This window comes from Guggenheimella bovis, assembly GCF_054492335.1.
Genome location: NZ_JBQWTF010000001.1, coordinates 1,279,560 through 1,293,716, shown reverse-complemented (window position 1 = coordinate 1,293,716; position 14,157 = coordinate 1,279,560). Strand labels below are relative to the sequence as shown.

Genomic DNA, 14,157 nt, shown 5'->3' with positions numbered 1-14,157 from the left:
ACGCGTACCGTGATGCGGCTTAAGTCTGTCTCTAAGACATCCTCTAAGTTATCGACGAGTACGTACTTCGTGAAGCCTGTAATGTCTGATGGTACCGTTGCACCTACGTGGTAGGTGAAGACCTGTGAAAGTGTTCCAAGGCTTAGGCTTGGTTTACCATTGACATCCTTCTTCGGTTTCGGGTCTTCTCCTGGAGGAGTTACCGTTGCCTTGTCTTTGATGTCTTTCGTTGGGTCGTTCGTGAATGCGAGTCTCGCTTCGTTCGGGATGCTACCTTCTACGAGGTAATCTGCTACATTCTTCGTTTCATCGATTGTTGCATTAATCTGAACGTGAATTCTCTTTCCAGCAAATTGATCTGCATCAGCATCTTGTACGAGGAGTTCTACTTTCTGACCATTCACTGTGATGACATTCGGTAGTCCATTGATCGTTGCGGTCAATGCGTTATCTGGTGTGCCATCAGCGTTTAGAACTGTGACGGTTGCCGGGGTTTCTAGCTTAAAGATTCCCGGGAAGTCGTCAATCATCTGAATCTTCGTAATGTCTCTCGTGTTGAGTGGGACGTCGATGTCCATCGTGTAACTTAGTTTATCCGTAAGGTTGGTGATCTTGAGTTCCTTTTCGCCATTAACCTTCTTATCTAACTTCGGATTATCTCCTGGAGGAGTTACTGTTACTTCATTCGATGAGGTTCCGCCGTTACCTACGTCTAGGCTAGCGGTGTTACCAACGATCGCATTCGGATGAGCTACGAGATACTGGTTGAGATCAGTGATCTTCGCATCAAAGGTTAAGATAACCGTTTGTCCTACGAGAGCCTTAATCTTATCGCCTTGTGTGAAGCTGAAGGTGATGAGATTATTGGCTACGGTGAAGACGTCTGCATCTTGCGTATTTGCAAGGGTGTACGTCGTTCCACCGATCACGACCTTAACAGAAGCTTCATCGATTGTAAGTTCTTTATCGACTGGGTCTGTGAGTTCAAACTTCGTCCATCCGTCAACCTTATCAACTGGAACTTCTACCTTATAAGTAAAGCTATCAGTTACATTTGCTAGGTCGAGGTGTTCTTTATCGTTTACCGTCTTAACTGGTACTGTCTTTCCAGGTGTGGTGTTGTTCCAGATGAGTGTAATTGGCATCGTTTGGTTTGCCGTGATCTCAAATGGAATTGGCTCATTCTTTAGTACATAACCATCTGGAGCTGCGGTTTCTACAAAGTAGTATTTTCCTGGTTCAAGTTTTTCGATCGAAATCTTATTCGATGCTGCATTGACTACATAGTCTGCACTCGTTCCATTTAATACTGGTGTATCCGTTGCAGTGTCCGGTGTATCTCCGAGTTGTTTGTACAAGTTGAACGTTGCCGTTTGTGTTCCTGAAAGTGGGTTACCATCGACGACCTTTGTAAGTGTCACTGCTCCAAGTGGAGGATTGACATAGACAGGAGGTGTTGTGATTCCTGTTGGGTCGTCATTGAGTTTTAGCGTTGCATCGTTTGGTACTCTTCTGTTCGGATAAGCTGAAAGATCTGCTCCGTCCTTGATGCTTGCCTTAATTTCTACTCGAATGGTCTTTCCAGCTAAGTTCTCGAACACTGTACCGTGTAGGGTTGATGTGTCTCCCTGTGCGAGTACGAACGTTACGAGGTTAGTCGTATCTAGAACGGCCTTTTGAGTAAGTGCGTCGTCTTTGACTTCATCTACATAGACTGTGATCTTATCTTGTGATGTTACGAGAACATCCTTGAGTTGGTCTGTAAGTGTGAGCTTATTGATTCCTGTGACGTTTGTCGGGACCGTGTATCTCACGTTGTAGACGAATTCTTCTTGTAATGTCTTCAATGTGATTTCAGGCTGTGCATTGACATCCTTCGTTGGTTTCGGCGTTTCTCCTGGTGGCGTTACCGTGACTTCATTCGAATCTTTCGAGGTGTTGTTGAAGGTCAAGGTTGCCTTATTCGGGATTGCCGAGTTGCCGTAGTTGTGTGCAATCTGATCCATCGTAATGGTATCTAAGATCTTCGCCTGAATGGTTAGTGTAATGGTCTTACCTGCATAAGCTGCAAAGTTATCCGTGATCAATACTTGAATCTTGTTACCTGTAACTTGTGGAGCTGGACCTTGGTAGGTCGTTCCATCAGAGAGAGTTACAACTGGTTTACCTACGACTTCAAGTGCTGAGTCTAAGGTATCGTCAAGTTGAATCTTGGTGTAGCCTTCTACGTTACTTGGGACAGTCACGTTCACCTTATAAGTGAAGGTTTCATTCTTTGCTTCTAGCAGTGCTTTCGCTTTAGCGTCAGCAATTGTCTTTGTCGTTACGGTTTTTTCAATAGTTGGTTCATCACCAGGAGGTGTGACATTGACCGTGTTGGACGTCTTCGACTCGTTGTTGATCTTGAGCGTTGCTTCGTTCGGTACGATGACTTCGGTCGAAGGATCTACGATGTAGGTTTTGAGGTCTGCATCGGTAACCGTACTCTTGAAGTTTGCTTCGATTGCTAAGCGAATGGTTTTTCCTGCGAGTGTCTTGAAGTCAAAGTCTGAATCGATGGTGTTGTTGTCGATTTCGAATTTGACGAGGTTTGTTGCTGGGTCATAAGAGATATATTTCTCTAAGTTCGCATCGAGAATGTCATTGACATAGACATGAATCTTTGCAATGTCGGTCTCGAGTACAGATTCCAACGTGTCTGTGAGTGTCAAGCTTTCATATCCCGCGGTGTTTGTAGGAATAACCATTCTTACATCGTAGAAGAAGTGTTGATCCTTCTTACCGAGTTTGAGTGGTGTCTCACTACTGTCACCATTGATCGACTTCACTGGTGTTGGAACCTCTCCTGGAGGTGTCACCGTGACTGTATTAGTTGGGATAGCTTGGTTTCCAATGTTAATCTCAGCTGTGTTACCAACGATTGCATCCGGGTGAGCTTTGATAAACTCTGCTGCCGTCATCGCGATCGATGCGTTAAAGGTTAGAACGACGTTCTTTCCTTCTAGCTGAGTAAGTTCTGTCTGTGCAAGTACAAAGGTAATGGTGTTTGTAGCAGTCTCGAAGGTTAGGTGATCATTTAGATCGAAGGTCGTTTGAACCGTTCCATCTTGATTCTTAATTTCTACCTTGATCGTAGCTTGGTCGACTGTAAGTGCCTTGTCGACTGGATCAGTGATCTTAAACTCAGTCCAACCGGCTACTGTCTGAACTGGAACAGTTACTTCATATGTTACAGGTTCAGTGAGAGCGGATAGGTCGACATTTTCTAAGTTCTTCTGATCTGCATCTGATACGTTCTTCTTCGGTCCTGGTACATCCTTCTTAATGTTATTTACTGTGAAGTTTGTAAAGTTTTCGCCTGCTGTCGTCTTACCCTGTGTATCTACTGTGAAGATTCTCGGTAGATCGTTGAGTTCGTAACCTGCAGGTGCCTGGGTCTCTACGAAGTAGTAGGTTCCTGGCTCTAGTCCCTTCACGGTAAGTGTTCCGTTAATCGTCGTGTATTCCCCGATGAGTTGATCCTTGGTTTGGTAAGGTGCTCCTAGAAGCTGTTTGTAAAGCTTGAAGCTAGCTGCCGTTCCAGCTGGTAGCGGATTACCATCGGCTGTCTTTGTGAGTGTTACTTCGCCTTGAGGTACGGTAGCGGGTGCATCATCTTTGACCTTTGGTTGGTCGTTTACGATGACATCTACCGTATTCGGAAGTTCTCCAGCTACGAGGTAATTCGTGAGATCCTTCGTCGGGTCAAATGGTGCATTGATCTTTAAGACAATCGTCTTTCCAGCATATTTTGCTACGACATCAGCTGAACTCATGGTTGATGTTACAAGACCTGTAGCCGATACGACTGGAGTGATGTCTGCTGTGTCTGTAATTCCGTCAACAGTAACGGTTGCTGTCGTCTCCGTAAAGTCGAAGACATCTTTTAGCTGATCGCTGATGACGTACTTGGTGTAATCTGTCGGGTTTACCGGAACAGTTGCTGTGATCGTGTACTGAACAGGTTTTGTGAGATCTGTGAGGATCGTCTTGTCTTCGCCGTTCACTTTCTTATCGACGGTCGGGTTCTCTGGAGGAGTTACGACAACGGTCGATTCTGTTCCTGGCGTTCCATTCAGAATGAAGTTTGCCGTATTCGGAACTTTGCTGTTCGTATAGGCCTTAATCTGATCTGGTGTAACGCCTGTCTTTAGCTTCGCCTTGAATTCCATAACAACGGTTTTGCCGGCGAGCTTCGTGTAATCATATCCGTCGACGAACGTCGCTTTGATCTTTCCATCTGTTGCTGCATTTGGATCCGTATCTGTCGTGTTCGTCAGTGTGTAGTCGGGTCCAGCATTAAGTGGAGCAATGACTCGGGCTGCATCAACCGTCGTTAGTTTCACGTCGCCGCTCACTTCGAGGAGTTTCGAAAGAGTATCTTCGATCGAGAGGGAAGCATAACCTAGGACGTTTGTTGGAACTGGAACTTCAACCTTATAAGTGAAGATCTCGTCCATCGCCTTGAGTACATAGTCCGTAACGTCATTGACGGTTTTCTTAATCGTCGGGGTCGGAGGTGTTTCCGGTACGACGTAAACCGTGTTGGACTTCGCTGGAGTGTCGTTAATCGTTAGTGTTGCTTCGTTCGGGATACCAGATTCATTTCCTGGTGATGTAACGTAATCCTTTAATTGTTCAACTGCTATGCCGTCTTTGACTTTTGCCTTGAACGCGAGTTTAACCGTTCTATTGGCAATTTGATCGAAGACTGCTTTAGCAGCCTCTGGTGTCGCTCCATTCTGATCGATCGTAAAGCTGATCGTCTGCTTGTTCGGATCAATGGTGATCGTTCCGAGTGTTGAGATGTCCTTACCATCTGCTGTTACAGTAGTTGTTCCATCGACGATCGTTAGAAGTTTGTTTACGGTATCTGTCAGTGTAAAGGTCTCGTAACCCTCTACTGTCTTGACAGGAACGCTTACAGCATATTCGAAGTCTTTTGTTAGAGATTCAAGTGTATAGCTTTGAGCGTTATTGACCGTCTTTTCTGGTGGAGGTGTCTTCGTCTTTTCGTCGACGACTGTTAGTGTCTTGACCGTTACTTGCTTGGTTGCGTTTGAATCCGTATCCGTTGGGGCTGGAACGGTTCTCGTTTCTTCACCAAGTGTTACTTCGAAGTTTCCTGCATCTCCTGGAGCAACGTATTTCTCGTAGACTGTCGGATTTCCTTGTGCGTCGACTACGATCGTATAAACGGTCGTGTTCTTCAAGTAACCTTGCGGTGCCTTGGTCTCAACGAGTGTGAAGGTGGTCGATGGGAGAAGACCTCTTAAGTCTAATTCACCCTTTGCATCGGTTGTAAGTGTTCTTACAAGCTGAGCACCCGTTTCATCTGTGTAGGAGAGGTTGAATTCTGCTCCTTCAACTGGTTGTGCCGGGTCAGAGTTATCCACTTTCTTTAGAATAATCTCTGCCACATTCAAGGTGTTCGTTACGACAATCTCATCTGTTAAGAAGTCGTCGTATCCATCCTCTACTGTGGTCACGATGCCGTAGGATGGCGTATAGCCTGGAACCGGAGACTCAATAACATAGTAGTTTAAGAGTTTTCCAGATTCATCGTAACGCGTGAGGTATTCCGAGTAGAACTGACCTGGGAATTGCCTAATATCGATCTCAACCTTCAGTGTGTTGGTTGTATCTGCATTCGCCATATCATTAAAGGTTGTATCCGGAATATCGGCCTGATCTCCAGCCTCTGGAACGAGAAGTCCTGTAACTGGATCGACAACGTCTGGTTCACCTACAACAGTAGCACGTTGAATGGTCATCGTGACTGACTGAGGTCTCATGTTGGCACTGTCGTTGTTATCAACCCATACTTTGTTCACTGGAACAGCGATCGTCATCTTGTTTTCAATCTTCACAGGAAGCTCGGCTGTGCCAGCACTCTCTGTTAAGAAGGTTTCAGTGAAGGTTTCATCGCCGTTATCTACGAGTGAGTAGATCTTCGTTCCCTTTGAACCATCAGCAAGTGTTGCACCGACTTCAATGACATAAGTGTCAAATGCTGTCTTGAAGTTCGTCGAGTACTTTTCACCAAACTCGTTGATATAACCCATTGGAACATATATCTCTGTTAAGACATACTTACCAGGGAGTAATTCAGCTGGGATACGGAAGATACCTTGGCCATTTGATGTAAAGGTCGTGGTCATAGCCATCGGTAGATCTGGACCTTGGACACCGTTGACGTCGTAATGAGAAAGTTCGAACTGGGCATCGTAGAGTCCGTAGTTTTCGAGTGGACTTCCGATGTCACCGATCTTCTTAAAGGTGACGCCTAGTGTTGTAGGTGGTGTGACGGTTGCAGAAGAATCAATCGTGTACTCGTTATTGACAACAACCGTCGTCGTATTCGGTAGCTTACCGGCAACGAGATTCATCGTCTCTGAGGACGTGTAGCTATCCTTGATCTTCGCAGGTAAGGTGATTCGTACAGTTTTTCCTGCAAGGGCATCGATGGTCTGGCGATCGTTTGTATTTAAGAATACATTGTAACGTTCTGTTGACGTATCGAGTCCGCCCGCGTAGTTAAAGATGTATCCAGCTTGTGAAGTGGCTGGTACAAAGGTACTTCCTTCGCCCGATCCTACAACCGGTGGATAATCGTTTACGACTCCGACGATTTCGATTTCCTTCGGGAATGCGTCAAAGAGATCAATCACTGAGAGATTCTTCGTTTCCGTTGGAATCTTGAGGTCAATCACGTAGTCGAATGCTGATCGCATGAGCGGTAGGACGTAATCTTTGTTGGTCGTAGCCGGATCTCCTGCTTGAAGCTCTTGATCCTTCGGCTTAACTTGTTTGTTGACCGTAGGTAGCTCTGGCATCGGGTCAATGACTCTGAGGTTTGCATCCGTAATGAATCCTGTGATCGCATCTCGGTTTGCAAAGGTAGCAAGAACTGCTCCATCTTTTCCATCGAGTGCATCGATGACGAGCTGACCTGAGGTGTCGTCCTTTCGAACGTCAAAGTAAACATCCGGCACTAAACCGTAGCCTTGTGGGGCAATGGTTTCTTTAAAGTAGTACTTACCTACTCCTAGATTTGTAAAGGTTACCATTCCATTGGCGTTCGTTGTGAATTCGCCAATGAATGCATTGGTCTCAGTGTTGTAAAGTTCAAAGGTTGCACTGAGGCCTTGTGGTAGAGGTTTTGAAATCTTATTTCCACTTGCGTCAAGTGTTTCAACGAACTTTTCAAATTGAACACCTACGACGTCAAAAGTGACCTCTACAGGGTTTGTCTTAACAAGCGTGTTTGGATCATGGTTAAATACCATGGCTGCAGTATTCGGGATCTTCTTATCGGGGTGCATTGCCACGAGATCCGATGGGGTTACTGCTACATACGCATCAAAGACAAATTTCAGTGATTTACCAGCGAGCTTGTCGTAGTCTGTGTAGTTCGAAGCGACCATCGCTGTAATCGTTCGTGCTTGGTTCGTGAGTTCCTTCGTAAAGATCGAAGTGACATCCGTTTGAACGCCTGTATCATCGATCGCATAGACTCTTAGTGAGTTTGGAACGATAGCAAGTGCTGGGTCCACGGTGTCGATAAAGAAGATCTCACTCATTCGACTCCAATCCATTTTCGGTTGGTCGATGACATAAGTGATATTCTTGTTTAGGTCCGGAAGAACCTCAGAAATAGCGTCCGTCGTTGGAACAGTGTTTGGATCATTATCCGAAAGCGAAACGCTCTTCTTTGGTATCGTCTTCTGGACGTTCGTGATCTTGTAAGCATATTCTTGCGTGTCAGGATTTCCATCGAGATCTGCTGAAATGAGTTCCAATCCCTCAATGAATATTTTTCCTGCTGTATCAACGTTGATGTAATAGACTTCATGCGTATTGACAAACGGATCGTTTTGAACGAATACTTCAGTCAATACATACGTTGAGTTTTTGTGTAGATCCGGGATCGTAAAGGCGCCGAACTGATCTGTCGTGTACTCTCTGTACTCACCTAGTTCATTTTGAAGAATGAACTTACGTCCTGGAACAATAGCTCCTGCGTCGTTGTATTTGATAAAGGACACAGGAACTTTGTCTACAACGTTCTTTAGGTCATATCCTGTTACACCGTCAGTTACTCGCTTATAACCAGGTACTGGATCTTCTTCTACTGTGTAAATGTAGAGTTTCCCGTGAACGTCATACTTTGGATACTTCTGAGTCATGACACCATTGACTTCAGTGTCTTTAAACTCATAGGTCCAAGGTGCAGAGATATCTCTTTCTTCTACGAGCTCTCTCGTCGTCGTTCCTTCGACTGTTCTATAAAGTCGAATATGAATGCTTAGTGGTCTCGAGTACGTATTATCGAGGTCATCCCAGTATTTTTGGCCGGAAATCACAACAGATTCGTTGTTGTAAACCTCGCTATCGATAATCTCGATACCGCCTTTAGTATAGAAACGAATAGCATTAGGATCTGTCGTTGGAATAGCTGAATCACTTACAACGACACGGATCGATTCGTAGTAAGGGTACGTTCCTGAAGGTGCAGCCTCTCTCATGATGTATTGACCTGCAGGTACGTTCTTGAAGGCTACAATACCCATGTCGGTTGAAGTGGCCTTTAATGGCATTCCTGTGAACGGATCAACTGCCGGGTCCGGGCTTACCGTTCTCGTTGTAGGATCGAACGGATAAAGCGTGAAAGTAGCACCCGGTAGTGGCGTTCCACCAAGCATCTTCGTGAATTCAAAGTTACGAACGATCTTTGGTTGAACGTCAACGGTTGAGGAGAAGTTTCCGCCTTCGTAGGTAAGCGTTGCGGTATTAGGAATAACGCCGCGCTGGAGATAGCCTGATTCCAAGAGGTTTGTTCCTGGTTTTACGTGAACTGTTACTAGAATACGAACTGTTTTTCCTGATAGACCGAAGTCTGTAATCTGTTGACCCGTGAGGATGAGCTTTAAGTCATTCCTGTTGGTCCAGTTCATGTTCTTATTGAGTTCTTGTGTAAGTTGTGTGCTATCTGTAAAGGTCGTGCCATCACCTTCCTGAACAACGAGGTTTAAAATCTCGAATGGTGCAGGAATCATATCGGCAATGGTGTAGGTCTTTGTGAGGTCAGTAGCTGCCGGGAATGGGATATCGATAGCATATTGCCACTGCCAACCAAATCCGATCTGTAAAAGATCCTTTGTAAATGGCTTATCAACAACTGTTCCGTCTTCTTTATAAGAACGGATCTTCTTGCTGATAGTAGGTGTTTCGACCTCAGGGTTCACAGGGCTAATCGATGCAACGTTTCCTGTAGAACCTGCTGGCACTGTAATTAACGGAAGAATCGGCCCTGAAACGCCTTGGTAGCCAGCTGGTGCTGAGGTTTCCACGAAGTAGTACTTACCGCTATCAAGTAACGGTACCTTTACTTGCTCAGATCCCTTCACACTATAGGAACCAATTGGAGAGTCCTTACCTGGATCTGGATCTGTCGCACCATCTCTCAGCTTATAGAGCGTGAATGTTGTTTCACTTCCATCAGGCTGAGGAATGGGTGTCGATGTTCCCTTTGGTATCACTTGCTTTGAAAGGGTAACTTCAGCCTTTGTCACTTGAACAGCGACTTCATTCGTCGTCGCTTTAGATGTCGTATTTAAGACGACTTCTGCAGAGTTAGGAACGATACCATTTGAATAATATGTTTGGCTCGCATCTGAGAAGATCTTATCGACTGGGCCATCGACTGTTGCTTGAAATTGAATGACAAGCGTCTTGTTGACGATTTCGTTGAAGTTTGCAGTCTTGATCCACTTTAGGGTCTTCGTTGTGTCATCAATCGAGAAACTTCCACCGACGACCGCTGAAATGTCAAATGGATCCGTTTCGTTTAAGACAAACGATTTAGCTGTTTGAGGAATGTAGTTCAGATACTTATCAAATTTATCGTTGATTTCCAACGATGAGAATCCGTTGACATCCGTGATCGGAATGCGGATTTGATACGTTACAACCTCTCCGTTTTGCTGTAGTAAATACGGTGCAGCAACGGTCGGCTGTTTAAAGGTCTTGTCAGCATCAAGTGCACCATGTAACCACTTTTCTGGTGTTGGAGCCTTCGGAGACAAGTTGGTAATTTCGATTGCGTTCGCATTGATGGTATTGTTCATACCAGTCATTGTCGGACCACCCGTAATCGTAACGGTGTTGTCCTTATTTACGACGATCGTCCAAGGTGTGTTGTCAACGAGCGTATATCCGTCAGGAGCTTGAATTTCCTGGAGTTCATACGTTTTACCTGGAGTTAGGTTCTTAGTAATTAGCAAACCGTTGTCATCGGTTGTATAAGACTCTGGAGACTCTGTGTTTGTTGTCGTTTTATCACGAAGTTCAAACACTGCACCCTGGAGGACAGAGCCATCAGGAGCTAACTTTTTGAGTCGAACTGAAATGGTTGGAGCGATAGCTGTCGTTTGGTTTGAATACTTCGGATCGTTTCCGTTCAACTTATAGCTTGCGGTGTTGTTGTAACGATACGTATTCGTTGCAGCGTGGTAACGCTGTGTTAGGTCGACGCCATCTTTTAGCGTTACCTTAAATTCTACGACGAGCTTTCCGTCAGACATTTGTTCAAAGAATTGTTCTGTAGGCGCGTTCTCTGCAAACGTCATGGTAAGAACGTTATTCGAATCGACTCCGTACATGTAGTTAGGATTTGGAACTGTGATCGGAATTTTCGTTCTATCCTTTTTTAGGATGTACGTTCTGATGCTCATTGGATCAATCGTTAAGAAAGGATCGACTGGGTCTGTAAGTACTAAGGTGTCATAACCCGTCATATCAGTAGGCATCGTGAATTCGAGCTTTTGTAAATAGGGTTCGTTCGGTCTATAGAGGTATGCGTAAGGCGCCATCCAATAGAGCGGATCGAACTGTGTTCCTTCTGCAATCGTGGAAATATACTTCTTTAAGTCTGGAGAAGTAAGTTCCGGTGGTACAACGCGTACTGTATTCGATGTCAATAACTTTCCATCTGTCGTGATTTTCGAGGTGTTCGGGATACCTGCAGGTCTACCATCTACGATGGTGTTGATCATATGATCAATTTCATCGTCCGTTACACTGTCTTTAATCTGTGCTTTAACGACGAGAATGTATTCCTTCTTATCGTAGCCACCAAACGGATAGGTTACCCCGTTAATCACCGTCGGCTGCTTCGGAAGGTTATAGCTTATCATGTTCGTCGCTTTATCGACAGAGATAGCTGGAACACCGGTAAGGTCTCCCGATACGCCACCCTTCATTTCAGCGACTAACGTATTATTGGTCGATGCTCCACTCAATACGTCATAATAGCCGTTTGGAGCATTGCTCGAAATAATGCGGTTTGCACTGTTCGTAACGAGATAGACGTCTAAGATGTCAAGACGCTGATCGATGGAGTCTTGAAGAACCATCGAATTGTTAATCTCGTAAACTTGGCCTGTAAACGTGTAGACGCTATCGAAATAGAACGATTGGCGACGATTATCAAGTTGCTTATAATCGTTTTTATTCGCAAAGTCTGCTTGGTCGCTAGCGACATACTTTCTGACGTCGATCGAACAGTCGGTTCGAGTGTTACCGTCAATCGTTAACGCGGTCGTGTTTAAAGACTGCGTGATATCCGAATAGGTAAAGTCAATCTGAGGAAGCGGATTGTATGTGGTTGGCTGATATTCAAGCTCACTTGCTTTGTACTTAATGAAGTAATTGGCAGCAGGGTAGTTTGTCATATCTACAGTGATACTAGAACCACTTACCTTTGAATACGGTCCCGCGGAAATTTGATATTCCGTTTCAACCGCGACGGTTGCGGGGTTGTCACCTTTCCTCCATAGCTCATAGCTCGTAGCCCCAATGGAGGGAACGAGATTGATGTCCACGCGGTCGAGTGTCTTTGTATTTGCCGTTTGGAACGTCTTAATCAAGGATTCCGTGAAGGACTCAATCTTATCAGATGTCGTAAAATAATCTTTTTGTGACGCGATATATTCAAAATAATAGAGAATATCGGGTCTCATGGTTGGCCAGCTTGCATAATATGCACCAGTACTCGGCAAGCCCGATACGCTACTTGGGTCCTCCCAGAAACCTGTCACAACAGATGCCGAGCTCGAGTCTAGGCCACCCGTTGCTTTCAACTCTTGACCAATTTCATACATCGCATAAAGGTGAGATAAGTACGGAAAACGATATCTTGGATAGTAGTAGCCATCAGTAGCTAAATACCATCCTTCACCAGCTGTGCTATTTGAGTACCAGTCATCGAAGTAATAAGCTGTTGATAAACTTTTAGGGGTAAAGAAGTATTGTCTCGAACTTTCAGGAATGTTGTTATATGTTACAACGTTTGCCGCACCATCAGAGATCAAGAGATAAATCGTTTTTCTCGTACGCTTTGCCCCGTTGATGGTGTAATCGGTGTTGTTGTAGACCGCAGTCCCACTGGTAAGCGTTTGATACTGTCTTTGAGCCTCTCTCATACCGTCGATGGTAGGTGTTCCACCCCAAGCGTTTTTCGCTTGATAGACGTTCGTGATCATCGATAAGAAGTTCGTCTTATTCGAGGAGAGGTTTCCTCCCGTCACACTTTCTACTTGAACCTTGTATGGCCAAGTGCCCGACGAGTTCGTATAGCTTGTATAACGACTCGAATCTACTGTAAAAGTACCAGGAGAGCCCTTATAGGTTACAAGCATTGCACGGTCCATTGGCGATTTTCCGTCAACGTCATTTCCCATGTTCAAGCTGTCGACGATCTTATAGATGGAGTTACCTACATCTACGATCGTGTTTTTAAAGCTTCCTGACATGTCTTGGATAATGACTAAGTCGACGAATTGTCGGCTGTCTGGCCAGGTGAAATCTATGCGGCCTTCGAGCAAGCGGTTACATAGCTCGCCTGCTTTCGTGGCATCAAAGATTTGAGCCCTGACATTTTTAACTTCGCCGACTGAGGATGAGGTGACAGTAGAGTTTGCTGCATATGCGGTCGTAGTACTAAAGAGCCCATCCGTCGGGATGTTACTTACGACCATTAAGAGCGCTAGTGTCACACTAAGCAGTCGTTTGGCAAAATCTTTCATGTGTTTTCCTTTCTACATTTTTGTTTCTTTTGATTTATCGGATGCATTATCTGCGTAAGCGGGGTCTATGAGCTCTCATTTTTTTGCATTTGAAAGCTCCTTTAGCGTCTGTCGAAACTGCTCCAGGGCAGCGTCTTTCTGTTCTGCGTCGTACCTATAACCTTCTTGCTTTGGTGCGATCTCACGTCCGACTTTATCTAAAAACAGCACTGTCGGAGTGTTCGTCACCTTTCCTGCTAAACTTGTTATGAATTGATCGGTGGCAAAATAGTTTTTGTAGGTGAGGCCCCACTCGTTTATGGCCTTTTGCAGCTCGTCCTCATTTTGGGCTAAGCCGATACCTACGATGTTGATATCAGGAAATTCTTTATATACCTTTTCGATGACAGCACTTTCTTGCCGACACGGTGGGCAAGTCGTCTGCCAGATGATGACGATATTAATGTCTTTCGAAAGAATCTCTGGTTGGCCCTTTTGTTCTTTTGTCACAGGATCAGTGACCGAAAACACAAGACCTGATTCATTCTTTGGCTCCCCTGCAGGTAGCTCGGCTACCCTCGGTTCACCTGACGCTTGAGATTCATTACTCGGGGCCGGATTGAGTGCCGGTTCATTGGTCTTTGGAGTGCCTGCACAGCTTGTTATGAGAAGTGCCCCTGCACAAAGTACCGCTGCTACCTTCCTTTTTGTTTTTGTGTTCATTGTTCTTCCCTCCTAAGTCTAGGAAATACGTATGTGTCATTTTACCATGTTTGAAGCGTTTTAAGCAAATAATAAGCTTGCATTTTTTCGTAAAATTTCAAGGTTTTTACGTAATCGACATCGTGAAATAATTCCTGTTTTCTTTATGGCAAACACCAATTTTGTAACACACTTTACAAAGGTGAAATAAAAACCCGAGTCCCTAGTTATAAAGTGCGTATTATCGTTTTGTGAATTGAGTGTAAATTGGTACAGATGTGTAATACATAATCGGTATGAGCACTAGTTATACAAACTCGATGGCCATTTCGAGACCTTTTGGCACTCT

2 protein-coding genes are annotated in these 14,157 nt (G+C 44.9%); both read right to left on the bottom strand.

The genetic code is table 11. The annotated features are described in order from the left end of the window. Positions 1–13,127, bottom strand: a 13,127-nt coding sequence (locus ACUB3H_RS06400; RefSeq protein ID WP_459129836.1) for an isopeptide-forming domain-containing fimbrial protein, incomplete at its 3' end; no start/stop codon positions are given. Between the two features lie 75 nt (positions 13,128–13,202). Then, entirely contained in the window at positions 13,203–13,829 is a 627-nt protein-coding gene (locus ACUB3H_RS06395) for a TlpA family protein disulfide reductase (protein WP_459129835.1), read from the bottom strand. Positions 13,830–14,157: the final 328 nt, after the last annotated feature.

Bases quoted from the DNA above. Each gene is read 5' to 3' on its own strand.
- ACUB3H_RS06395 (WP_459129835.1), bottom strand. From the start codon at position 13,829: ATGAACACAAAAACAAAAAGGAAGGTAGCAGCGGTACTTTGTGCAGGG.